Source organism: Lachnospira rogosae (ex Hitch et al. 2025) (assembly GCF_040096455.1).
Classification (GTDB): Bacteria; Bacillota; Clostridia; order Lachnospirales; family Lachnospiraceae; genus Lachnospira; species Lachnospira rogosae.
Genome location: NZ_JBBMER010000002.1, coordinates 156938 through 182589, shown reverse-complemented (window position 1 = coordinate 182589; position 25652 = coordinate 156938). Strand labels below are relative to the sequence as shown.

The following is a 25652-nucleotide window of genomic DNA, read 5'->3' as shown; positions in this document are numbered from 1 at the left end:
AATAATAATATACTATCAGGGGGCTTATGACGAATATTAACAGAACTAAGGAAAGTATACAGAATATACTTATATTTTTTACAGATGCAATAGCGATAGTGTTATCGTATTATGTTGCAGGAATAATCTGGCTGGGGTTATATTGGGGAATGAATAACAGACAGATTTTTAGTGAACTTAATAATAACTGCGTATCAATACTGGTTGCGACAGTTATTACAGCAGTATTTTATAATGTCAAGAATGATTTTATAAGCAGAGGTTATTTTGAAGAATTCAGGTCTGTAGTATGCAAGAGTGCACTGTTTGCTGCTATACTCGCTGTCTATGAATTATTAAGAAGAGATGCAGAAGGCATCCAGAGAGGTATATATATTGTTACAGTTATCGTTGCAATAGTTATTATGTATGTATCAAGACTGCTTGTTAAGGCATATCTTAAATCACATAACGAAAGCAAGAGGGCAAGCCGTGTCATAATGGTTACAGTTAAGGACAGGGCTAATAATACACTTTCAAAGATTGATGAGAAGGACGACTGGTTAAGAAAGATAGACGGAATTGTAATTATGGATGAGAATATGACAGGTCAGGATATCAATGGAGTTCCTGTTGTCGCAGATATCCATACTATGATGAAGTTTATTAAGAATGAAATCGTTGATGAAGTCTACATAGATGTTACAGATCGCATAAGAGAACGTATCAAGCCTATGGTTATGGAACTTGAGGATATGGGTGTTACTGTACATCTTAAGATTGAAGTATTAGATGTATACAGGGATTTCGATGCGAAGCTTGGTTATCTTGGAAGTATTCCAGTTATTACATTTGCTAACAGGATATATAGCTGGAAGTCTTTATTCGTAAAGAGATGTATTGACATAGTTGGAGCTATCGTGGGTCTTGTATTTATGACAATTGCGATGATATTTGTTGCACCAGCTATTAAGATTGAGTCAAAAGGTCCATTATTCTTTAAGCAGAAGCGTGTAGGAAAGAATGGACGTTATTTCTATATTTATAAGTTCCGTTCAATGTATATTGATGCCGAGGAACGTAAGAAAGAACTTATGGCACAGAATGAGATGAATGGTCTTATGTTCAAGATGAAGGATGACCCTAGAATTACCAAAGTTGGTAAGTTCATAAGAAAGACAAGTATAGACGAGCTTCCTCAGTTTATTAATGTGTTAAAGGGAGATATGAGCCTTGTCGGAACAAGACCACCTACGGTGGGTGAGTTCAAGCAGTATAAAGGACACCACAAGAGAAGACTGTCTATGAAGCCGGGTATTACAGGAATGTGGCAGGCATATGGACGAAATAGTGTTATGGACTTTGATGAAGTTGTAAAGATGGATTTGGAGTATATCGATAACTGGAGCATACTTCTTGATATCAAGATTTTATTCAAGACAGTTGCAACTGTATTTACGAATCACGGAACATAATCAGAGAGGAATATGATGGGAAAAGATATAAAGGTAATAGTGGCTGCTCATAAGAAGTATGAAATGCCTAAGGATAAAATGTATGTACCAGTTCAGGTTGGTGCAGAAGGAAAGAAGGATATAGGTTATACCAAAGATAATACAGGTGATAACATATCATCTAAGAATTCTATGTATTGCGAGCTTACTGGTCTGTATTGGGCGTGGAAGAATCTTGATGCTGATTATATTGGTCTTGCACATTATAGAAGACACTTCAAAGGAAAGAAGAAGTCAGACAATATAATGGATAATATATTGTCATATGAGGAAGCATCCAACCTGTTAGATAAGTGTGATGTAATAGTGCCAAAGAAGAGAAATTATATGATTGAAACAATCTACAGCCATTATGAACACACTCATCATATAGAAACATTAGATTGTACAAGAGAAGTTATAGCTGAGTTATATCCGGAATATCTTGCAACATTTGATGCTAATATGAAAAAGACATATATGCACGCATTTAATATGTTTATTATGAGCAGAGAAAATGTTAATAATTATTGCAAATGGTTATTTGATATTTTATTTGAAGTGGAAAAAAGACTTGGCGATAAAGAATATGATGCATTTCAGGCTAGATATCCAGGCAGATTAAGTGAGCTTCTTTTTGATGTCTGGATGAATAAGAATGGTTTAAATTACAAAGAAGTACCATTTATGTATACTGAAAAAATTAATAAAATCAAGAAAGTAAAGTCATTTCTTGCCGCTAAATTCTTAAAGAAGAAGTACAGCGGAAGTTTTTAAAAAGTTATAGAGTTTATGATAATCCCTTAATAGTCAAATTTACTATGAGGGATTATTTTAAAGTGCAAAAGTTATGACAGATTGAAAGGAATAGTTTAATGAGCATAAAGGTATTAGTATTTGGAATGACAGATAATCCAGGAGGAATGGAAAGCTGTGTAATGAATTATTATAGAAATATAGATTGGAGTGATGTCCAGTTTGATTTTTTATGTAATTGGGAAAATATGGTGTATGCAGATGAAGTTACAGCTAAGGGGTCTAAGATATACACAATACCACAGAAAAGCAAAGACTATAAAGCATATAAGAAAGCACTTGATGATTTCTTTAAAGCACATAAAGGTGAATATGATGTGTTCTGGTATAATACTTGTACATTAACTAATATTGATTACCTTGTATATGCTAAAAAATATGGAATTAAGAAAAGAATTATCCATGCACATAATTCTGGCAATGAAACTTCAAAGTTAAGAGGAATATTCCACTATCTTAATAAGACAAGACTCAGCCAATATGCAACTGATTATTGGAGCTGTTCAATGGTGGCATCAGAGTATTTTTATAATGAGAATATAATTAACTCACCAAAACATCATATAATTAACAATGCTATCCAGACTAAAGATTATGCTTTTGATGAAGCTGTTAGAAATGAGATTAGAAAAGAATATAAGCTGGAAGATAAGTATGTTATAGGGCATGTAGGAAGGTTTCAGTATCAGAAAAATCACGAATTCCTTGTTGATGTTTTTAATGAATATTTAAAGCTTGATAATAAGGCTGTATTAATGTTAGTAGGTCAGGGCGAAGGCGAGGAAGCAATCAGACAGAAGGTTGCAGATTTGGGAATGACCGAGAATGTAATGTTTATGGGAGTCCGTTCAGATGTTAATAAACTGCTTCAGGCTATGGATATTTTTGTATTGCCATCACATTTTGAAGGATTACCATTAGTATTAGTAGAAGCACAGTCAGCAGGTCTTCCTTGTTATGTATCTAAAGATGTAATAACAAAAGAGTCAGATGTAACAGGTAATATTGAATTTATATCCTTAGATGATGGCGACAAAAAATGGGCACAGATTATATATGATAATAAGAAAAGTGATGATAGAAATAAATATACACAGTTAGTAATAGATGCTGGATTTGATATAAGTACGGAGACGGGTAAGTTTATATCATACTTAAGGGAGCAACAATAATGAGAATATTAGTGATTGGACAAAGTGATAATCCGGGTGGTGTTGAAACTGTTATTAAAAGATATTATGAAACTGTTAAAGATGACGTGCAGTTTGATTTAATGGTATTTACGGATATATGCTATGATGAAGAATATTACAGAGAACATAATAGTAATATTATTTTTATAAAAAGCGCACAGTTTAGACAGCCATTTAAGTATAAAAAAGAAATAAAGACTTTTTTTGAACAAAACAGGGGAATATATAGTGCAATATGGTTTAACTGTTGTGATTTGGCTAATTGTGGTTATATAATGAAACAGGCAAAAAAAGCAGGAATAAAGAAAAGAATTATCCATGCGCATAATAATCAGTTAATGCATACAGGAAAGAAAAGAAAATTTTATGAATTAGTACACAATTACTGGAAGAATAATATAGACAGATATGCAACAGATTATTGGGCGTGTTCAGAATTAGCAGGAGAATTCTTCTACAAAAAGTCAATATTAGAAAGTGATAATTATAGAATAATTAATAATGCCATAGAAGTTAAGAAATATTGCAGAAATACAAAGATAAGAGATAAAGTAAGAACAGAACTTGGCATTGGGAATAATGATATAGTTGTAGGACACGTAGGAAGATTTCAATATCAGAAAAATCACGAACTGCTTATTGATATATATAATTCATTTCATAAGAAATATTCTGACAGCAGACTGCTTCTTGTTGGACAGGGTGTTGAAGAAGCGGCAATAAAGGATAAGGTTAACAAGTTAAAGCTTGAAGAAAATGTTATGTTTTTGGGCATAAGAAGTGATGTCAATGAAATAATGCAGGCAATGGATGTATTTGTGCTTCCTTCAAGATTTGAGGGGTTAGGAATTGTTCTTATAGAAGCACAGGCGGCGGGACTTCCTTGTGTTACTTCTAAGAATGTTGTGCCTGATATTGTAAATGTTACTGGAAATGTTGAATTTGTAGGACTTGATGAGCCTGTTGACCGATGGGTAGAAGCTATTGAGGCGCAGATGAATAAAGCTGTAGATTACGAACAAAGCAGTATTAAAGTTTCACAGGCAGGCTATGATATCGAGGTTGAAGGTGACAAATTTAAGCATTTTATTGAAGATTAAATGAAAGAGGATATGCTAATGAGTGATAAGTATTACATAAAAATACAGATTGACGAATCAAAAAATGCAAGTTCAAAGGCAGTTAATGACTGTAATCAGATTCTTGATAATAATGGAGTAAAGCCATACTATTTAAAGATTAAAAAGCAGGGTAATAAATATATTAAGAAGATTAATAATTATCTTGAGTTAAACAAGATTAACAGAATACCTAAAGGTTCGTTACTGTTTGTTCCACATCCAATTTACCTTAATAAGAAATATATAGATATATTAAAGAAAGCAAGACAGACAAGAAATATAAAGCTGGCGTTTATTATTCACGATCTGGATTCATTAAGAAAGATGTTTCCAGAATCAGCGGCAGATTTTGAATATATGGATAATACAATGTATGGGATAGCTGATTATGTTGTATCTCATAATGAAAGTATGGTGCAGTATTTAGTAAGCAAAGGTGTTGATAAGAGCAGGATATATAATCTTAGGATATTTGATTATCTGACAGAAAGTAATCCTTCTGATAAGGAGATTAAATACTCAAAGACATTAAATATAGCAGGAAATCTTGATACTAATAAGTGTAAGTACATAAAAGGTCTTAATGATTTAGACAAATCAGTTAAAGTTAATTTATATGGTCTTAATTTTAATAAAGATATTTTAAATTCTAAATCAATTGATTATAAGGGAGCATTTCCGGCTGATGAGATACCATCTAAGTTAAATGAAGGGTTTGGTCTTGTATGGGACGGAGAGGGTATTGACGGCTGTACAGGAAATACAGGAGATTATCTGAGGTATAATAATCCTCATAAGCTATCTTTATATCTTGTGTCAGGTCTGCCTGTGGTAATATGGAGTGAGGCGGCAGAGGCTCAGTTTGTTAAAGATAATAATGTAGGAATTGTTGTTAACTCAATTGATGATTTTTCTAACGCTTTTGATGAATTAAGCGAACAGCAATATTATGAAATGGTAGAGAATGCTAGAAAGATTTCTGGGAAGCTTAGAAATGGTGAGTATTTGTTAGATGTAGTGAAGAAGATTAATGCGGTATTATAGTGTAAAGGAGATATTTTTATGATTTATATTCTGGTTCTTTTTTTCCTGATTATGACTATCTTAACATACAAGTTATTTAAGGGAGAAATTGCAAATCCAGCATTTATATATTGTTTTATGTATTTTATAAGTTCTTTTTGTACTATGTGTAATGTTAAAGAGTGGAATATACATTTGGCTAATAAGACATTTTTAATATTATTTATAGGAACGATTGAGTTTGTTGCTGTTGTATGGTTAGTTGAGAAATTATTCAGATCTAAATGTACAGTTGAACATAAGAATGAAGAGTTTGCTGCAATTAATAAATATATTATGGCACTGTTAATTGTATATTCTATAGTTGTTATAGCATTGACAATATATAATGTATTAAAGATTGCTGATGCTTTTGGAACATATAATTCATTCACACAGGCACAGGCTTTATTTAAAGCACACACTTCATATAGTAATGATGCGTCACTGCCACATTATTTGAGCCTGATGTTTAAATTGTTAGAATTATCATCATATTACTGTATTATAGCTTATGTTAAATATGTTGTATATTCTGACAGAAAAGAAAAAAAGAGAATTATAGTAACCAAGTTATATTATTTAATTCCGTGTTTATTATATATAATAAAAGAATTGATATGTTCAAGCAGAATTTCCATATTAAGTATGTGCGTTGGAGCGGTTACAATAGCAATAATTTTATGGAGCCAGAAGAAGAACTGGAAAAGCAGAATTGCATTTAAAAATATTGGAATAATTGTAGCAGTAGGTGTAGTTGGAATGGTCCTTTTCTATTTGAGTGCTTCTTTAATAGGAAGATCTAATGATAAGAATTTGTTTAAATATGTAACAACTTATGCTGGTGGTTCTATAGAATGTTTAAATCATTATGTAATATTTCCAATAGAAGGTGAAAAGTCAGATATAGTTGGTAATGAAACGTTTTATACTTTATTACAGTCATTAGATAAGTATAAGATAACACATACTAATATTGCAGAGAAACAGACGGCACACTTAAGTTTCAGATATTACTATGATTCAATGATTGGAAATGTGTATACAGCATATCGAAGATGGCATCATGATTTTGGCTGGATAGGAATAATTGTACTGAATGGAATAATGGCTGCTGTATTTGCTGTAGGATATTATATACATAAATACAAACCAAATATGAAATTTAATGAATTGATTACGGTTGTATATATGTATTTAGCATATTGTGTTTATATGCACTGTATTGATAGTTATTTCTACACGACAGTATTTCAGATTACGTTTATAACTAATTTTGTTATATTTACAATTCTATATTTTATATTATACAAGTCAAAGCTTGCTGTTATAGAAAAGCCAGCTATAGAAGAAAAATGTACAGACGGGAAGATAAATGTATTAATGATTCTTCCGGGATTGAATGTGTGTGGAGGAATGGAATCCTTTATAATGAATTATTATAGAAATATAGATAAGGATAAGTTCCAATTCGATTTTCTTGTTCATAATATAGGAGATAATTCATATGCTGATGAAGTTAAATCACTTGGTGGAAATATATATAAAATGCCTCCATTTGGTTTAAAGACTTTAAAACAGATAAAGAATGAATATATCAGGATAATTAAGAGTAAAAAGTATCATATTGTACATTGTAATATGGCAAATGCTGCATTTATTTATCTTAAATATGCTGAGAAATATGGAGTCCCTGTAAGAATTTTACATAGCCACCAGAATAAGGCGGCAGATCAGTTATCACACGCAATTAGAAATATACCATTAATATTCTGGGGAAAAGACTATGCTAACTGTAATGTAGCTTGTTCTAATCAGGCAGGTGACTATTTATTTGGAAAAAATAATTATGGCTTGATTTCTAACTGCATTGATTATGATAATTATGCTTTTGATATTAATGTAAGACAACAGGCAAGACAGGAATTAAGATTAGGGGAAGCTTTTGTTATTGGTAATACAGGGAGACTTTGCCCTCAAAAAAACCAGAGCTTTTTATTAGATATTTTTAAGGAATATATAAAGCTTAACCCTGATACAAAGCTGTTAATTGTAGGAGAGGGCGAAGATGAGGAAAAGCTTAAAAGTAAGGCTGATGAATATGGAATAAGTGAGAAAGTTATTTTCACAGGTGCGAGAGCTGATATTAACAGATTACTTCAGGCAATGGATATATTCGTATTTCCATCATTATATGAGGGACTTGGAATATCGGTATTGGAAGCACAGGCAAGCGGCTTATACAGTTTATGTTCTTTAGGTGTTCCTAAGACAGCACAGATATCAGAATTATTTGAGCGTATGGATTTAAAGCAGGATGCATCAATATGGAGTAAAGAAATAGATACAATTCATATGAAGCAGACAGATAGAAACAATGTAGTGCTGGATAATAAATATGATGTTAAGAAATGTTCATCAGAATTATCAGAATTATATGTATCTGAAATAAAGACCTGTATTTAAAGAAAATAGGTGAGCATTATGAAAAATAAACAGAAATCATTAAAACTAAATTTTATAATGAATGCGATACTTACGATGTCCAGCTTTTTGTTTCCACTTATTACATTTCCGTATGTGTCAAGAGTTCTGCTTCCGGCTGGAACAGGCAGGGTTTCATTTGCCAATTCGGTAGTAACGTATTTTGTTATGATATCACAGCTTGGTATTCCAACTTATGGTATAAGGGCTTGTGCGGTTGTAAGAGATGATGAAGAAAAGTTAAAAAAGACGGTGTATGAATTATTCATAATTAATGTTGTTATGAGTATTCTGGCGTATGTAGTATTCTTTATTGCATTAGCAAGTGTGCCAAGGTTAAGAGCCGACAGAAAGCTGTTTCTTATAACAAGTACACTGATATTCTTTAATACAATAGGTGTTGAGTGGCTGTATAAAGCACTTGAGCAGTATACATATATAACAATACGTTCAATAATATTTAAGTTTATTGCACTTATTGCAATGTTTGTATTAGTAAGAAATGTTGATGATTATGTTATATATGGAGGGATTTCTATATTTGCAGCTTCGGCATCTAATGTGTTTAATTTTATCAGGTTGAGGAAAATAATAGGAACAAAGAAAGTAACTAATCTTAATTTTAAAAAGCATTTCAAGCCGGTATTTACATTTTTTATAATATCCTGTGCGACAACAATATACACTAATCTGGATAATGTAATGCTTGGATTTATGAAAGATGATGTTGAAGTTGGATATTACAATGCCGCAACAAAGATAAAGAATATTCTTGTGAGTATTGTAACATCATTAGGAACGGTGCTTATGCCAAGAGCTTCCTATTATATACAGCAGGAAATGTGGGACGAGTTCTATAAGCTTTCCAAGAAAGCAATCAAATTTGTTCTGCTTGCGGCAACATCTATGATGATATATTTTATGATATTTGCAAGAGAAGGCGTGCTTTTCCTGTCAGGAGAAGCATTTGGCGGAGCAGTAGTTCCTATGATTATAGTTATGCCAACGCTTTTATTTATCGGTTTAACTAATATTATGGGTATACAGATGCTTATTCCTATGGGAAAGGAAAATGCTGTTATGATATCAACTTTTGCAGGAGCAATAGTTGATTTGATACTTAATGCAATATTTATTCCATTTTTAGATTCATCTGGTGCTGCTATTGGAACACTGGTTGCAGAATTGGTTGTTCTTATTGTACAAATGGTATATCTTAAGAAAGATGTAAAGTATCTGTATTCTAATCAAAGTTATTTTAAGATTATAATTGCATTAGCAATATCAACAGTTGTAGCATTAGCTGTAAAGCATTTTATATCAGGAGTGTTTATAAAACTTGTAGTATCAGCAGTGTTATTTTTTGGTGTGTATGTTGTTATGCTTTATATTATGAAAGAAGAAGTTGTTAGTGAGAATTTGAATAAGATATTTTGTAAAATAGGAAAGAAAACTGATCAATGTTAATTATTTTAAAAATTTATTAGCAAAATCAAAATTAAAAAAATATATAATAGAAAAGAGGAAAATGTAATGTACGATTATTTAGTAGTTGGTTCTGGTTTATATGGAGCAATATTCGCCCACGAGGCAAAGAAGGCAGGAAAGTCAGTGCTTGTAGTAGATAAAAGACCTAATATAGCAGGTAATATCTATACAGAGAAGCAGGAAGGCATTAATGTACATAAGTATGGTGCACATATATTCCATACCAATAATAAGAAGGTGTGGGAATATATCACACAGTTTGCTGAATTTAACAGATTTACTAACAGCCCGGTAGCTAATTATAAGGGTGAATTATATTCAATGCCTTTTAATATGTACACATTCAATAAAATGTGGGGCGTTGTTACTCCTGAGGAAGCTGCTGCAAAGATTGAAGAGCAGAAGAAAGAGATAACAGGCGAGCCTAAGAATCTTGAAGAACAGGCTATATCACTTGTTGGCCGTGACATATATGAAAAACTTGTAAAGGGTTATACAGAGAAGCAGTGGGGAAGGGACTGCAAGGATTTACCAGCATTTATTATTAAAAGACTTCCAGTAAGACTTACATTTGATAACAATTATTTTAATGCTTTATATCAGGGAATTCCAATGGGGGGATATACAAAGATGGTTGAGAATATACTTGATGGCATTGAAGTAAGATTAAATACAGATTATCTTGAGCATAAGGAAGAACTTGATGCACTTGCAGACAAGGTTGTATACACAGGTCCTATTGATGCTTATTTTGATTATAAGCTTGGAACACTTGAGTATCGCTCAGTAAGATTTGAAAATGAGACACTTGACAAGCCTAATTTCCAGGGAAATGCTGCTGTTAATTATACAGATAGAGAGACTCCTTGGACACGTATTATTGAGCATAAGTGGTTTGAGTTTGGTAAAGATGAAAATGGCAATGACCTGCCTAAGACTATTATAAGCCGTGAATATTCATCAGAGTGGAAGCCGGGTGATGAACCTTATTACCCAGTAAATGATGAGAAGAACGGAAAGCTATACGAGGAATATAAGAAGCTTGCGGATGCCGAGGATAAGGTTATATTCGGTGGAAGACTTGGCGAATATAAGTACTATGATATGGATGCTACAATTGCCTCTGTACTTGATAAGTGTGAGAGTATTTTTGGAAAGTAATGGTTACATTGTGAATGAAAAATAGAATTGTAAAGTTGGATATAGCTAGGACATTTGCGATACTATGTGTGATTTTATGTCATTGTAGTGAAATGACATATTTTAATGACATGGTAGTTCTTAAAAATTTAAAAATTACATCTAGAATATTTATGATGGGTACATTTACAATTGGCAGGTTTGGAGTTTCAATATTTTTATATCTTTCAGGTGTATTACTGCTTAGGAAAGTAATAGAAAAAGATGAAGATATATTTAAGTTCTATAAAAAAAATTTGCTGCCTTTAATTGCGGTTAATGAAGTCTGGCTTATTATATATAAAATATATGAAGTATTTGTATTAAAGCAGGTATTTAATTTTGTAGATTTTATAAAAGAATTATTGTTATTTAAAAATTCATCAATGACTAATATGTGGTATATGCCTATGATAATTGGAATATATATTGGTGTTCCATTTTTGGCTAAAATTGTAAAAACATTTTCTTTTAAATCAATTTTACCTATTATGACAGCTACATTCATTTTCTGTTATATAGAGCCGCTGTTAAATGTGATAGCCAGAATTTCTAATAATGGACAGACTTTCGGCTCCGAAATGAGCATACCATATATGGGAGCAATCTATGGATTATATTTACTGGTTGGATATTACATATATGATAATCAGGTAAAAATAAAAAAGATAAGAAATTGGCATTTAATTTTAACAGCTATATTGAGTTATGTTGTAATTATGTGCTTTGAGGTGTATTCATTAAGTGATAAATCACATTATATATATAAAGTGTGGTACGATTTTCCGTTTTTATTAATATGCACTGCTTGTTTATTTACTTTATTTACAAGGATTGATGATAATGTTATAAATGAGAGGATATCTAATATATTTACTTATATAAGTAGAATAAGTATGGGTATATATTTTGTACATATTATAGTCATTATGACTAAAATAAAATATATGGGACAAATATTTGCAAGCCTTTCATTAGAAACAGCATTTTTAACAATTATAACAATAGTACTATCTGCTGTTATTGTAGGGGTGTTGAGCAGAAATAAATATGTTGCCCGATATATATTTCTCATTAAGCATTAGATAAAGAATATTTAAGAATACTAGGTTGTCAAATGTTTAAATACGTTCTATAATTTGGAGGTGGATATGAATAGCAGACTGCTATATATGGATAATTTAAAAGGAATCTGCATATTATTAGTTGTATTTTGCCATTATACGTTATTATCAGGTAGTTCAGTAGTTGGTAATGCTATTATGACATTAGCGTGGGCAGCAGTACCTTGCTTTATGATGATTACAGGGGGATTGTTGTGCAGGAAGAAGTCTGATTTTGATTGGAAGAAATATATAAAAAGATTAATTACGTTATATGTTGTTATAATTTTATGGAGAATAGTATATATTCTAATTTATATTGTAATGAATGGAAATATATATACAGGTAAAGCTATAATAGCAGGAATATTCTTTATGTCGGATGTTAATGGAATTAATATGGACGTGTTTTGGTATATGAAGGCCTATCTGGTTACATATATGATATATCCTGTCATATGGTTCTTATTAATGAATTGTGGGAAAAAATATATGCTTAACATAATGGTGGTAACGGGATTTTCAGGTATATTTATTCCAACAATGAATATGATTGTAACACATTATATTAATTTTTCTATATATGATGCTGCTTACCTGACACCGTATTTGAATTATCCGTATATGATTTTCTATTTTGTTCTAGGTGCTTTTCTTTTAGAATATAGGGAAATGATACATATTAAAATTAAAAAGAATATGCCAATAATATTATTTGTTATTGGATTTATGTTGTTATTTATTGTTAAGTATAAGGAAACTGGTTCGTTTAGGTGGAATAATATTTATATTTCCAATGGTTATAATAGAATATCAACATTAATAATGTCGGTAGGACTTTATCTTTGCTTCGATTTCTATTGTGATATAAAGCTAGGGCTTGGTAAATTAATAGGACAATCAACGATGGGAATTTATTATATGCATTATATAATATTAGCTGTGTTTGATAAGTATTTATATTCTGGTATAGGGATTGAATATTATTCTACTATAGCCAATAGTTTAAAAACGATAATTATTACATTTATATGTATTGTATTAACAATAATCATAAAAAAGATTCCATTTATAAAAAAGATGGTTGTATAAATTTTTGTTTTAAGGGTTGTTAAATACTATATATATTTTTGCTAAGGAGGTTTTATTTTGAAAAAATTATTAATTGGTGTAGGGCTTGCCTGTGGTTTAATGTTGTTATGTAATATCAATGCTTTTGCATATGATGAAAATTCAGACATTATAGAGCAGGGGAATGAATGGGTATACGTTAAGAATGGCGTTGTTCAGTATGATTACACTGGCATAAGAGATAATTGTAATGGCTGGTGGAGAATAGAGAATGGTGTAGTTAATTTTAATTATACTGGTTTAGCAGACAATGAGAATGGCCGCTTTTATATAGAAGATGGCAAGGTTAATTTTGATTTTACAGGAATAATACAGGATGGAGGAAATCTTGTATATGTAGAAAATAGTAAAGTCAGATATGATTACACAGGAATAAAACAGTATTATAATGAATGGTTATACATAAAAAATGGAGTAGTTGATTATAGTTATACAGGAATAGCAGAGAATGAAAATGGCTGGTGGAGAGTTGAGAATGGAGTAGTCAATTTTGATTATACAGGATTGGCAGATAATGAAAATGGTCGTTTTTATATAGAAGATGGCAGGGTTAATTTTGATTATACTGGATTTATGCAGGATGGCAATGATTTAGTTTATCTCATAGAGAGCAAAGTCAGATATGATTATAACAGTATAGAAGATAATAATGGCGAATGGTTATATATTAATAACGGCAAAGTCGATTATAGTTATACAGGAATAGCTGAGAATGAGAATGGCTGGTGGCGAATAGAAGGCGGTAAGGTTAATTTTAATTATAATGGATTGGCAGATAATGAAAATGGCCGCTTTTATATAGTAAATGGACGAGTTAATTTTGATTATACAGATGTAATACAAGATGGTGCTGACTGGGTATATATAGAGAACAGCAAAGTCAGATATGATTACACAGGAATAAGAGAGAATATCAATGGCTGGTGGAGAATAGAGTCAGGTATAGTCAATTTTAAATTTACAGGTATTGCAGCGAATGAGAATGGTGAGTTCTTTATAAAAGATGGCAAGGTTGATTTTAGTTATACAGGAACAATTAATCAGGATGATTATATGTATAGTGTAAGAGAAGGCTGGGTTGTATCTAAAGACAATATATCTGAAAAGATTATGGGTGTAGATGTGTCACACCACAATAATGATAATAGCGAAGGTGTAATTAACTGGGCAGAAGTAGCTAATGCAGGTTATAAGTTCGCTATGGTTAAGGTTGCAGGAAGATCTACAGGTGCTGATGGTAACTTATACACTGATTCATATTATGAGGAGAACATACAGGGAGCACTTGCAGCTGGAATGCAGGTTGGAGCATATTTCTTTTCACAATCTATGTCAGTTGAAGAAGCTGTTGAAGAAGCTAACTATATTTGCGATTTAATTGCAGGTTATAATATTACATATCCTGTTGTATTTGACTGGGAGACAACATCAGGTTATAGAACAGAAGATTTACGCAGCAATAGTGAGCTTCGTACTGCTATGAGCATAGCATTTTGTGATACTGTTAAGAGCAGGGGGTATGACCCAATGATATACATTAACAAGTATGATTATCTTAACTATGTTGATACAGATAAGTTATCATCAAACTATGATATATGGCTTGCATGGTACTGGAATGATTATTATGAAACAGGCGAATTATGGCATGAAGGTGACGATGTGCCAGATATCGGTTATAAGTACAGAATATGGCAGTACACAAGTACAGCGAGTGTTCCTGGTATAGCAGGTGGTTGTGATGTTAATATTGCATATGGAACAAGATAAAAGAATTTTGAATAAATAGATTATAAACTGGTTTATGTTAACTTATTTTTAATAATCAGCATTTTTACTGAATGTTTAGTGGAAATGCTGGTTATTAAAAGTCAGTACATAGACCATTTTTTTTGTTTACTTATACTCTCGTATATAATATACTGTATATAAGATTAGACTTACCTGTATACGTGAATAAAAGTATAAGAATTTTACATAAAGATATTGATTTAATAAAATTTGGTGGAAATTAATATTGTTACATAAGACAATTATATGAAAATTAAAAAATAGAAACGGAGGAATTATATGGCTGATAGCAATATTAAAAGAATTGTTCAACAGCACTAAGTATTATGCTTATATTTGGGACAGTAAGCATCACACCGGCACAACAGGTGTCGGGCAGTGGAGTACAGGAGTTAGCTGTGTCAACACGTCATTATGCTAATTATGTAAGGGTTGATAAGTGGAATGGCAGAATATACACTATTCAGCCGATGATTCTTATGACATAGCATTAACAACAGATAATAATGGCTCATATGTATACAATGGTGTAAGATATAACATAGTAAATGGACGGGCATACAGAGTATAAAAGAAAAGAGGTACAATATGAACAAGAAATATGTAAGTAAAATATTAGCGGGTATTCTTGCGGTTAATATGATTGTCACATCATCATCATTAACATTTGCTACTGATAATGACAGCAAAGATGCGTATCTGAATTATCAGAATGAAACAGCAGATATTAATGAAAATTATCACGCAACAGGTTATAGGGAATTAGATGAAGAATATCAGATAATACCAGATGTCCTTAATGATAATTATTCTTATATAGATGGAACAGAGATTACAAAGGCAGCTGCATATCCAAGCACATATAAAACTGCTAATCTTCCTGATGTAAGAGATCAGGGGAGTTATGGCGTATGTTGGGCTTTTTCTACGATATCATTGATAGAAACTAATCTTATAAAGAAAGATCTTGTATCTAGTGATATAGATTTATCAGAATTACATCTTGTAAATTATACATATAATTGCGTTAATGACCCATTGGGTGGACTTGAAGGTGATATTAACAAGTTTGATACATCACATGGTTCGGTTATGCAGTATGGTGGTAATGTAGAGATGGCAGCTAATTCACTTCTCGATTGGGAAGGTGCTGTTAACGAGGATGTTGTTCCTTACACAACAGAGTATGTAAGACAGGTTGAAAATAATCAGTTGGATGATTCACTTGCATATGGAAAGGATGTTGCACACGTCCAGAATTTTTACAGAGTAAACACGACAAGTAAGGAAGATATTAAGAAAGCAGTTATGGATTATGGTGCTGTATCTATATCATACTGGTCAGATCAGAGTAGTAATTGGAGTACACAGTATTATAATAGTTTAACAGCAGCATATTATTGTCCAGAAGGCCACACAACCAATCATGCGGTGAATATTGTAGGCTGGGATGATGATTATTCATCAGATAATTTTGCAACTAAACCGGAAGGTAATGGTGCGTGGATAGTAAGAAATAGCTGGGGCAGTGAATATGGTAAAGATGGATATTTTTACTTATCTTACTATGATAAATCTATATATTCAGTAGGGTATACACTTGAGGCAGAGCTTTCAGATAATTATAATAATAATTATCAGTATGATGGTGCGATGCTTTATGGATATATGGGATACGCAGGTTCTAATAAATATTCTAATATATTTGAAGCCAAAGCCAATCTGGGTGGAAGTGAGAATATTAAGGCTGTTTCATTTATGACAGGAAGTTCTACTAATCTTAATTATACAGTTAGTGTATATACTAATCTGTCAGATGATGCTAATCCAGAAAGTGGAACGCTTGCGGCACAGAAAAGCGGTGTTACAACATATGACGGAATGTATACAGTTGTGCTTGACAGTTCTGTGAATATTAATGAAGGGAAAAAGTTCTCAGTTGTTGTAGAAGTTAATAGTAATTCAGGCAAGACATCATATTTAGCATATGAACGCAGTATGCAGTCTGGTGAGGCAGGATATTGGTGTACAGCATCAGTCAAGGCTAATCAGAGCTTTATAAATAGTCCTTATAATGGTTGGAATGATTTTAGTAATAAATCATATGGTGGTAACTTTATTATTAAGGCATTTACAGACAATGAAACAACAACTGTGGATGTTGAAAAAGTAAGCCTTAATAAGAGTGCAACAACATTGACAGAAGGTGAGAGCGAGACATTAACAGCTACAATAACACCATCAAATGCAACTGGTGATAAGACAGTAAAGTGGAGCAGTAGTAACGAGGCAGTAGCAACTGTGGACAGTAACGGAAAGGTAACGGCGAAGAAAGCTGGAACAGCAGTAATCACAGCAACAAGCAGTAATGGAAAGACAGCAGGCTGTACAGTAACAGTAAAGCAGAAAGAAATAGCCATAACAGGAATAAGTCTTAACAAGAGCACGACAAGCTTAACAGAAGGTGAGAGCGAGACATTAACAGCTACAATAACACCATCAAATGCAACTGGTGATAAGACAGTAAAGTGGAGCAGTAGTAACGAGGCAGTAGCAGCTGTGGACAGTAACGGAAAGGTAACAGCGAAGAAAGCTGGAACAGCAGTAATAACAGCAACAAGCAGTAATGGAAAGACAGCGGGCTGTACAGTAACAGTAAAGCAGAAAGAAATAGCCATAACAGGAATAAGTCTTAACAAGAGCACAACAAGTTTAACAGAAGGTGAGAGCGAGACATTAACAGCTACAATAACACCATTAAATGCAACTGGTGATAAGACAGTAAAGTGGAGCAGTAGTAACGAGGCAGTAGCAGCTGTGGACAGTAATGGAAAGGTAACGGCGAAGAAAGCTGGAACAGCGGTAATAACAGCAACAAGCAGTAATGGAAAGACAGCAGGCTGTACAGTAACAGTAAAGCAGAAAGATACATACACTGGTTTAAGAGATGTTAATGGAACGCTTACATATTTTAATAATGGACAGGCAGATAAGACATATACAGGCTTTGTAAGCTATGCAGGGAATAATTATTATGTAATAAACGGAGTAGTGGATACTTCATATACTAATGTTACATATGATGGAAAAGACTGGTTATATGTAGAAAATGGAAAAGTAAGATATGACTATACAGGTATAAGACCTAATGAAAATGGCTGGTGGCGAATCGAGAATGGTAAAGTTAATTTCAATTACACTGGAGTAGCCGAGAACGAGAATGGCTGGTGGCGAATTGAGGGCGGCAAAGTTAACTTTGATTATAACGGAATAGCTGAGAATGAAAACGGCTGGTGGAAAATCGAAGGGGGCAAAGTCAACTTTGATTATACAGGAGTAGCCGAGAATGAGAATGGCTGGTGGCGAATAGAAGGCGGCAAAGTCAACTTCGATTATTACGGGGTAGCTGAGAATGAAAACGGCTGGTGGAAAATCGAAGGGGGCAAAGTCAACTTTGATTACACAGGAATAGCTGAGAATGAGAATGGTTGGTGGCGAATAGAGAATGGTAAGGTCAATTTTAACTTTACAGGAGTAGCCAGCAATGAGAATGGAGAGTTTTATATAGAAAATGGTAAGGTAGATTTTTCAAAGAATGGTTCATATGTATACAGTGGTGTAAGATATAATATTATAAATGGCTGGGCATATAGAGCATAATTATAATATATTGTATTTTATATAATAAATAAGGTTGACAGTTGATTGTTAACCTTATTTTTATGAGATTTAATTAATCAATGTGTGTTATGAAAGTGTGTATACAAGTCGATATATTTAATGAAAGTTATTCAAGTTAGGTGAAAAACAGAAGAAAACGAGGTATAAGTATGAGAATTAAGAAACTATTAGCAGTGGTATTGGGTACTGTACTTGCCATAAGCTCATTTAGCTATACATCCTGGGCAGCTGGAGATGATAATAATAGTTCATCAGTGGAAAAATTCCAATTTGTTCCAGGGTATGTAGCAAGTGAACTTGATGGCAATACTCCTGTATATGAAGACTATGGTATGGCAAGAATGTTAAGCGAATTGCCTGCTAGCTATCCGTCAAGTGTTGAAGATATTAAAAGCAAATATCCTGACAATCGTAATCAGAATCCATATGGAACTTGTTGGGCATTCTCAAGTCTGGGACTTGCAGAATTCGATCTGATTAATGATGGAGCAGCTGATAAGAATATAGATTTAAGCGAATTGGCATTGGCATATTATACATACAATTCTGTAACTGACCCACTTGGTGGAACAGTGGGGGATACAGCTAAATATTATAATGAAAATTCAGATTATTCATATCTTAATAGAGGCGGCAATTATCAGTATTCATCAAGAAGACTGGCTCAATGGATAGGAGCAACAGAGAATACAGTTCCTTACAGCAAAGCGAACGACACAATTAAACAAGGACTAAGTGGTGAGTTCGCATATAGTTATAAAGATGCCCACCTTCACAATGTATATCAGATTAATATTAAAGAGAATACATCAGGTGTTAAAGAAGCAATTATGGAGCATGGTGCTGTAGGTGTTATGTATTATCATTCAGATTATAATATGTCATGGAGTAGAAAGAGTGACTGTTATACTTATTATGACACAGCTCGGGCAGGTGGTGGTCATGCTGTTATGATAGTTGGATGGAATGACAATTTTTCCAAAGATAATTTCGAGGGACTTAAACCTTCGAATGATGGAGCATGGCTTATAAGGAATAGCTGGGGTTCTTACTGTGATTATTTCTGGATGTCATATGATACGTTTTCTTTAGAGAATACAGCATGGGTATTTGATTTTGTTGCAAATGATGGCTTTGACAATAATTATCAGCTGGATGGAGGTATTGAGACTTATAGATCATCTAATGTATTATCTGGAGCTAATGTATTTACAACACAGAAAAAATCTGGAATTGATTATGAAGTATTAAAGGCTGTATCTGTATCAATGTCACAGGCAGCAGATGTAAAATATACTGTTGATATTTATACTAATCTGACTAATCTTAATAATCCACTTAGTGGAACTAAACAGGTTACAGCAACGACTACTGGTTATACACAATATGCTGGTATATATACAATAGAGTTGAGTAATCCAATTAAGCTTGCTCCGGGAACAACATATTCAGTTGTTGTAACGACAGATAAGGCAGCACTTGATAGAGAAGATGCTACAAGTATGGCTACAGGAGAAAAACTCGAAACTATAATATGGGACAGGAGAGTTAGTCAGTTTGATGGAAAGAGTTTTTATAAAGAAGGAAATGTATATAAATACTCTCCTAATAATTTTTGTATAAAAGCATTTACATCTAATGGTAAAGAAGCTGATACTAATGTGCCTATTGAAAGTATACATGTTAATAAGGATACTATGTCATTAACAGAAGGGGAAAGTGCGACATTAACAGCAACAATTAGTCCTTCTAATACAACATTAGATAAGACAGTAAAGTGGAGTAGTAGTAATACAGCTGTGGCATCAGTAGATAGTGCAGGAAAAGTGACAGCAAAAAAAGCAGGAACAGCAGTAATCACAGCTACCAGCAGCAATGAAAAGAGTGCGAGCTGCACAGTAACAGTAAAGCAGAAAGATACATACACTGGTTTAAGAGATGTTAATGGAACGCTTACATATTTTAATAATGGACAGGCAGATAAGACATATACAGGCTTTGTAAGCTATGCAGGGAATAATTATTATGTAATAAACGGAGTAGTGGATACTTCATATACCAATGTTACATATGATGGAAAAGACTGGTTATATGTAGAAAATGGAAAAGTAAGATATGACTATACAGGTATAAGACCTAATGAAAATGGCTGGTGGCGAATAGAGAATGGTAAAGTCAATTTCGATTACACTGGAGTAGCCGAGAACGAGAATGGCTGGTGGCGAATTGAGGGCGGCAAAGTTAACTTCGATTATAACGGAATAGCTGAGAATGAAAACGGCTGGTGGAAAATCGAAGGGGGCAAAGTCAACTTTGATTACACAGGAGTAGCCGAGAATGAGAATGGCTGGTGGCGAATAGAAGGCGGCAAAGTTAACTTTGATTACTACGGAGTAGCCGAGAATGAAAATGGCTGGTGGAAGATAGAAGGTGGCAGGGTCAACTTTGATTACACAGGAATAGCCGAGAATGAAAATGGCTGGTGGCGAATAGAGAATGGTAAGGTCAATTTTAACTTTACAGGAATAGCCAGCAATGAGAATGGAGAATTCTATATAGAGAATGGAAAAGTAGACTTCTCAAAGAATGGTTCATATGTATACAATGGTGTAAGATATAACATTGTAAATGGATGGGCATACAGGATTTAATGTTTATTTGCTTTACATTATAAAAAGTTGTATAATCAACAAGAATAACATTTGATAATATATGAGGAGAATTACAATGAATAAGCAGGAAGCAATTAATGCATTAAAAGAACACAATCAGGAGCAGGTAATTAAAAGACTTGAGGCTCTTGATGAAGTTTCAGCTAAGAAGCTTATTGCACAGGTTGCAAGCATAGACTGGAGTGTTGTTGAAAGCATTAATCACAAGGCAGAGGACAATTCATCTGATAGAAAAGTAGAGCCTTTGGAAGCTGTTGAGATAAAGGATATTAAAGCTAATAAGGATAAATATACTGCTAAAGGTATAGAGGCTATCAAGGCTGGCAAGGTTGCCGCAGTATTACTTGCAGGTGGACAGGGTACAAGACTTGGACTTGATAAGCCAAAGGGAACCCTTAATGTAGGTATTAATAAGGATTTATTCCTTTTCGAGCAGTTGATTAATAACTTATTAGATGTAGTTAACCAGTCAGGTGCATATGTGCCACTTTATATTATGACAAGTGATAAGAACAATAATGATACAGTAGCATTTTTTGAAGAACACAACTTCTTTGGATATGATAAAGACTATGTTAAGTTCTTTATTCAGAGTATGGCACCATCTGTTGATTATAATGGTAAGCTTTATATGGAAAGCACTGACAGTCTTGCAATGTCACCTAATGGCAATGGCGGCTGGTTTACATCACTTATTGATGCAGGACTTGATAAGGATATGGAAAGCAAGGGCATTGAATTGGTAAATGTATTTGCAGTAGATAATATTTTACAGAGAATTGCAGACCCATCATTTGTAGGTGCAACAATACTTTCAGGTGCAGATTGTGGTTCAAAGGTTGTTAGAAAATGTGCACCAGACGAGAAGGTAGGTGTAATGTGTAAGGTAAACGGACACCCTTCAATTATTGAGTATTATGAGATGTCAGAAGAACTTGCCAATATGAGAAGAGAAGATGGTGAGCTTACATATGGATTTGGAGTTATTCTTAATTATTTATTCAGCTTTAACAAGCTTGTTGAGATAGCGAACAGAAAGCTTCCATTACATATAGTAGAGAAGAAGATACCTTATATAGATGAGAATGATAACCTTGTTAAGCCAGAAACACCTAATGGCTATAAGTTTGAAAAGCTTGTTCTTGATATGGTTGAGATGATGGATAATTGTGTTCCATATGAAGTTGAGCGTAATTATGAATTCGCACCTATTAAGAATAAGACAGGTAAGGATTCACTTGAAAGTGCAAGGGAATTACTTAAGGTTAATGGAATAGAATTTTAAAAGGTTTCTATCTGTACATATAATAAATGAGGCTTCCGTATAATAGGGAGGCCTCATTTATTAATATTAACCTATACCCAGCTGACATTATTCTAATATAAGGGGAGATATATATGATATGTAGTAATTGCGGAGCTGATATAAGCAGTAAGGATATTAAGTGTCCGTATTGTGGTGCTATGCAGTATGAAGCCGCAGAGAAGAAATATATGAATGACTTATATAAGATTAACAGTGATATGGATAATCTTGATAAGAATGTGAGAAGATATGTATGGCATAGTATAGCCAAAAGTATTGGATATGTATTAATAGGAACGGCTATTGCACTTATGCTTGGAATATTAATAGGACGTAATGATTATATGCGCTACAATAATTCCAAGAAAGAGCGTGAAGACATACATAAAGCTATGGAGTGGTATGATGAGAATTCAGCCAGGCTGGATGAGTTGTATACTCTTCACAGATATTCAGAAGCCAAAGATATAATCAGCAATTATGAGGGTAATTCAAGCCTGTTAAGAAACTGGGAACATTATAATTTTATAGAGATATATGATTGGTATTATGATTCGTTTTCAGATATATATATAAGGGTAACACAGCAGGATAAAGATACAATAAAGGAATATGAGTTTAAAAGAGGTTACAGGTATGCACTTGACCTTGTATATATGAAAGAATGTAAAGGGGCATATTCTAACAGAAGTTATATGACGTGTTCTAAGGATGACAGACAGATAATAGATATGTGGGTAGATAATGCCAGAGATTACCTTATTAATTATGTCGGTATGTCAGAAGATGACATTAAACAGCAGTTAGATGACATATATGTTGATGGTTACTATGACTATACACTTGGACAGAAATATGAAGACAAATATTATGAGGATTGGAGTACAAGATGAAATGTAATAATTGCGGAGCACCACTTCAGTTAGACCAGAAGTTCTGTCCTAATTGCGGATCTCCTAATGAACAGGGGTTAAAGCACGCCAATGATATGGAGAACTATAATAAAAAGTTCAACAGGACAAGAAGCAAGGTAATAAGTAACAGCAAGTGGTTTGTAAAGAATATAACACCGATTGCGGTAGTGATGTTATCGGCAATAGTTCTTGCGGCAGCTCTTATTGCGAATAACTCAATGTTTGGCTATCGTGTTACTGAAAGAGATAATAAGAGATATAATAAAACCCACAATGATGAGATACAGGTACAGCTTAAAGAATTATTGGATAATGAAGATTATGGAACACTTTATGAATTGTATAATTCAGCAGACCGCCTGATTATGACTGATGATAATAAATATGGCTGGAGCAGCTTTTACACGGTTGTATATGACTATCTTGAAATAAGAAAGGCAATATGCGGTGTGAAAGAGGCAGATGATTCTTCTTCATCTTATTCGTGGGACGATAATCTTAACAGGGCAGCGAGAGCAGTGGTAGATTTAGAAGACACTATGAACAGGGTGTTATCGTATGATACAGGTAAAAGCAAGGAGAGTATTTCTTATATAGAAAATGTATATAACAAGGCACATTTGTTTATTAAAGCCTATTGTGATTTTACAGATGAAGACATTGCTGGATTGCCGGATATGAATCAGACAGAGGTGATTACACTTCTTACAAGGAGGTTGTACGGATAATGGCAAAGAAGAAATTTAATCCATTTGTGCTGTTGTATGTTATTTCAGGAATATTGCTTATAATATCAATAGCTCCAATAGCCGATACGGCACGTGATATATACAGTACCAAGGGAAGGTATTCTGGTTATGAAGAAGAGAGTCTGTTTAATGATTTTATGGAAAAAGATTATTCAGGACTTGTCAAAAAAATTAATTATAATAAAGGTATAGGTAAAAGCATATCAGATGATGAACAGGATTATTATACATTTGCTGAATGTTATGACTTTGCTGTTGATTATTATATGTACATAAAGCTTGGAGATACTGCTAAGGCGGATAGGCTTAAAGAACAGTATGAGGTTAAGGCACAGACACTTAACAGAAAAATATTTAAAGAAGCCATTGAAACAGTTAAGAATACATATATGGCTGTTTCTTGACATTGGATAGGGGCTTGGTTATTATATAATATATTAAAATTAGGAGGTACATATGGTTGTTTTATTAGCAGGTGGAGCTGGATATATAGGTTCACATACAGCAGTTGAATTACTTAATGCAGGACATGATGTTGTTATAGTTGATGATTACAGTAACAGTTGTCCTGAATCTATAAAGAGAGTGGAAGAGATAACTGGAAAAAGTATTGTATCTTATGAGGCTGATGTTAAAGACAAAGAAGCTATGACTAAGATATTTGCTGATAATAAGATTGATTGTGTAATACATTTTGCTGGACTTAAGGCAGTTGGTGAGTCAACAAGACTTCCAGCCAAGTATTACCGTAACAATATTGATACAACACTTACACTTCTTGAGTGTATGAAAGAAGCAGGAGTTAAGAAGATTGTATTCTCATCTTCAGCGACAGTATATGGAGAACAGAAGCCTCCATATGTTGAAACTATGCCAAGAGGTGCATGCTCTAATCCATATGGATGGACTAAGGCTATGATGGAGCAGATTCTTACAGATTGTGCTAATGCGGATTCAGAGCTTACAGTTATACTTCTTCGTTATTTCAATCCAATTGGAGCACATCCATCAGGTAAGATTGGAGAAGACCCACAGGGAATTCCTAATAATCTTATGCCTTATGTATCACAGGTTGCGGCAGGAAGAAGAGAGCAGCTTACAATATTTGGCGGAGATTACGATACACCAGACGGTACTTGTAGAAGAGATTATATACACGTTGTAGATCTTGCCTGCGGACATCTTAAGGCTGTTGAATATGCACAGTCACATAAGGGTGTTGAGATATTTAACTTAGGAACGGGAACTCCTTACAGTGTACTTGAGATAGTTAATGCGTTTGAAAGTTCAACAGGTGTTAAGATTAATTATGTGATTGGTGACAGAAGACCGGGAGATTTACCTGATTCGTGGGCTGATGCCTCTAAAGCGGCTAAGGTTCTAGGCTGGGAAGCTAAGAAGACACTTGAAGATATGTGTAAAGACAGTTGGAACTGGCAGAGCCATAATCCTAACGGATACAGACAGTAGAATATATAGCGGCGTAATAT

The 25652-nt window shown here is 33.4% G+C and carries 18 protein-coding genes; all 18 read left to right on the top strand.

Annotated elements, in window-relative coordinates:
• Nucleotides 1-26: 26 nt before the first annotated feature.
• A complete protein-coding gene (locus WMO14_RS03205) occupies nucleotides 27-1454 on the top strand; it encodes a sugar transferase (protein WP_349153259.1) in 1428 nt (475 codons plus the stop codon).
• 15 nt (nucleotides 1455-1469) lie between these two features.
• Complete coding sequence (locus tag WMO14_RS03200) at nucleotides 1470-2249, top strand: DUF4422 domain-containing protein (RefSeq protein WP_022501504.1); 780 nt, start codon at nucleotides 1470-1472, stop codon at nucleotides 2247-2249.
• Nucleotides 2250-2347: 98 nt separating this feature from the next.
• Nucleotides 2348-3460, top strand: coding sequence for a glycosyltransferase family 1 protein (locus tag WMO14_RS03195; RefSeq protein WP_349153258.1), 1113 nt, complete (start codon nucleotides 2348-2350; stop codon nucleotides 3458-3460).
• Nucleotides 3460-4581 (top strand): glycosyltransferase, encoded by a 1122-nt coding sequence (locus WMO14_RS03190; RefSeq protein ID WP_349153257.1) that lies wholly within the window; start codon nucleotides 3460-3462, stop codon nucleotides 4579-4581. The genes WMO14_RS03195 and WMO14_RS03190 overlap by 1 nt, the downstream gene beginning before the upstream one ends.
• A gap of 18 nt (nucleotides 4582-4599) precedes the next feature.
• A complete protein-coding gene (locus WMO14_RS03185) occupies nucleotides 4600-5646 on the top strand; it encodes a glycosyltransferase (RefSeq protein WP_055306106.1) in 1047 nt (348 codons plus the stop codon).
• Between the two features lie 18 nt (nucleotides 5647-5664).
• Nucleotides 5665-8130, top strand: a complete 2466-nt coding sequence (locus tag WMO14_RS03180) for an oligosaccharide repeat unit polymerase (protein ID WP_022501508.1) — start codon at nucleotides 5665-5667, stop codon at nucleotides 8128-8130.
• An 18-nt stretch (nucleotides 8131-8148) separates the two neighbouring features.
• Nucleotides 8149-9615, top strand: a complete 1467-nt coding sequence (locus tag WMO14_RS03175) for a flippase (protein ID WP_349153256.1) — start codon at nucleotides 8149-8151, stop codon at nucleotides 9613-9615.
• Nucleotides 9616-9681: 66 nt separating this feature from the next.
• Nucleotides 9682-10797 (top strand): UDP-galactopyranose mutase, encoded by a 1116-nt coding sequence (gene glf, locus WMO14_RS03170; RefSeq protein ID WP_055306104.1) that lies wholly within the window; start codon nucleotides 9682-9684, stop codon nucleotides 10795-10797.
• Nucleotides 10798-10811: 14 nt separating this feature from the next.
• Entirely contained in the window at nucleotides 10812-11900 is a 1089-nt protein-coding gene (locus WMO14_RS03165) for an acyltransferase (protein ID WP_116443799.1), read from the top strand.
• Nucleotides 11901-11966: 66 nt separating this feature from the next.
• Nucleotides 11967-13010 carry an acyltransferase gene (locus tag WMO14_RS03160; RefSeq protein ID WP_349153255.1) on the top strand — a complete coding sequence of 348 codons (1044 nt, stop codon included), beginning with the start codon at nucleotides 11967-11969 and terminating at the stop codon, nucleotides 13008-13010.
• 57 nt (nucleotides 13011-13067) lie between these two features.
• Nucleotides 13068-14819 carry a glycoside hydrolase family 25 protein gene (locus tag WMO14_RS03155; RefSeq protein WP_116443801.1) on the top strand — a complete coding sequence of 584 codons (1752 nt, stop codon included), beginning with the start codon at nucleotides 13068-13070 and terminating at the stop codon, nucleotides 14817-14819.
• Nucleotides 14820-15428: 609 nt separating this feature from the next.
• Nucleotides 15429-18500, top strand: a complete 3072-nt coding sequence (locus tag WMO14_RS03150) for an Ig-like domain-containing protein (RefSeq protein WP_349153254.1) — start codon at nucleotides 15429-15431, stop codon at nucleotides 18498-18500.
• Nucleotides 18501-18670: 170 nt separating this feature from the next.
• The gene (locus WMO14_RS03145) at nucleotides 18671-21172 is read left to right on the top strand and encodes a lectin like domain-containing protein (protein ID WP_349153253.1); all 2502 of its coding nucleotides are present in this window, start codon (nucleotides 18671-18673) and stop codon (nucleotides 21170-21172) included.
• 76 nt (nucleotides 21173-21248) lie between these two features.
• Nucleotides 21249-22478: a UTP--glucose-1-phosphate uridylyltransferase gene (locus tag WMO14_RS03140; protein ID WP_349153252.1), complete on the top strand. Its 1230-nt coding sequence runs from the start codon at nucleotides 21249-21251 to the stop codon at nucleotides 22476-22478.
• 113 nt (nucleotides 22479-22591) lie between these two features.
• Nucleotides 22592-23392: a zinc ribbon domain-containing protein gene (locus WMO14_RS03135; RefSeq protein WP_055174179.1), complete on the top strand. Its 801-nt coding sequence runs from the start codon at nucleotides 22592-22594 to the stop codon at nucleotides 23390-23392.
• Entirely contained in the window at nucleotides 23389-24141 is a 753-nt protein-coding gene (locus tag WMO14_RS03130; RefSeq protein WP_349153251.1) for a zinc ribbon domain-containing protein, read from the top strand. Before WMO14_RS03135 ends, WMO14_RS03130 begins: the two co-directional genes overlap by 4 nt.
• Entirely contained in the window at nucleotides 24141-24566 is a 426-nt protein-coding gene (locus tag WMO14_RS03125) for a hypothetical protein (RefSeq protein ID WP_349153250.1), read from the top strand. The genes WMO14_RS03130 and WMO14_RS03125 overlap by 1 nt, the downstream gene beginning before the upstream one ends.
• 52 nt (nucleotides 24567-24618) lie before the next feature.
• Nucleotides 24619-25632, top strand: a complete 1014-nt coding sequence (gene galE / locus WMO14_RS03120; protein ID WP_055306095.1) for a UDP-glucose 4-epimerase GalE — start codon at nucleotides 24619-24621, stop codon at nucleotides 25630-25632.
• The last annotated feature ends 20 nt before the right edge of the window (nucleotides 25633-25652 follow it).

Excerpts from the sequence above, each read along its gene's own strand:
- WMO14_RS03160 (WP_349153255.1), top strand. The coding sequence starts at position 11,967 with ATGAATAGCAGACTGCTATATATGGATAATTTAAAAGGAATCTGCATA.
- WMO14_RS03145 (WP_349153253.1), top strand. The coding sequence starts at position 18,671 with ATGAGAATTAAGAAACTATTAGCAGTGGTATTGGGTACTGTACTTGCC.
- WMO14_RS03185 (WP_055306106.1), top strand. The coding sequence starts at position 4,600 with ATGAGTGATAAGTATTACATAAAAATACAGATTGACGAATCAAAAAAT.
- WMO14_RS03140 (WP_349153252.1), top strand. The coding sequence starts at position 21,249 with ATGAATAAGCAGGAAGCAATTAATGCATTAAAAGAACACAATCAGGAG.
- glf (WP_055306104.1), top strand. The coding sequence starts at position 9,682 with ATGTACGATTATTTAGTAGTTGGTTCTGGTTTATATGGAGCAATATTC.
- WMO14_RS03200 (WP_022501504.1), top strand. The coding sequence starts at position 1,470 with ATGGGAAAAGATATAAAGGTAATAGTGGCTGCTCATAAGAAGTATGAA.
- galE (WP_055306095.1), top strand. The coding sequence starts at position 24,619 with ATGGTTGTTTTATTAGCAGGTGGAGCTGGATATATAGGTTCACATACA.
- WMO14_RS03135 (WP_055174179.1), top strand. The coding sequence starts at position 22,592 with ATGATATGTAGTAATTGCGGAGCTGATATAAGCAGTAAGGATATTAAG.
- WMO14_RS03165 (WP_116443799.1), top strand. The coding sequence starts at position 10,812 with ATGAAAAATAGAATTGTAAAGTTGGATATAGCTAGGACATTTGCGATA.
- WMO14_RS03190 (WP_349153257.1), top strand. The coding sequence starts at position 3,460 with ATGAGAATATTAGTGATTGGACAAAGTGATAATCCGGGTGGTGTTGAA.
- WMO14_RS03150 (WP_349153254.1), top strand. The coding sequence starts at position 15,429 with ATGAACAAGAAATATGTAAGTAAAATATTAGCGGGTATTCTTGCGGTT.
- WMO14_RS03180 (WP_022501508.1), top strand. The coding sequence starts at position 5,665 with ATGATTTATATTCTGGTTCTTTTTTTCCTGATTATGACTATCTTAACA.
- WMO14_RS03125 (WP_349153250.1), top strand. The coding sequence starts at position 24,141 with ATGGCAAAGAAGAAATTTAATCCATTTGTGCTGTTGTATGTTATTTCA.
- WMO14_RS03130 (WP_349153251.1), top strand. The coding sequence starts at position 23,389 with ATGAAATGTAATAATTGCGGAGCACCACTTCAGTTAGACCAGAAGTTC.
- WMO14_RS03205 (WP_349153259.1), top strand. The coding sequence starts at position 27 with ATGACGAATATTAACAGAACTAAGGAAAGTATACAGAATATACTTATA.
- WMO14_RS03175 (WP_349153256.1), top strand. The coding sequence starts at position 8,149 with ATGAAAAATAAACAGAAATCATTAAAACTAAATTTTATAATGAATGCG.
- WMO14_RS03195 (WP_349153258.1), top strand. The coding sequence starts at position 2,348 with ATGAGCATAAAGGTATTAGTATTTGGAATGACAGATAATCCAGGAGGA.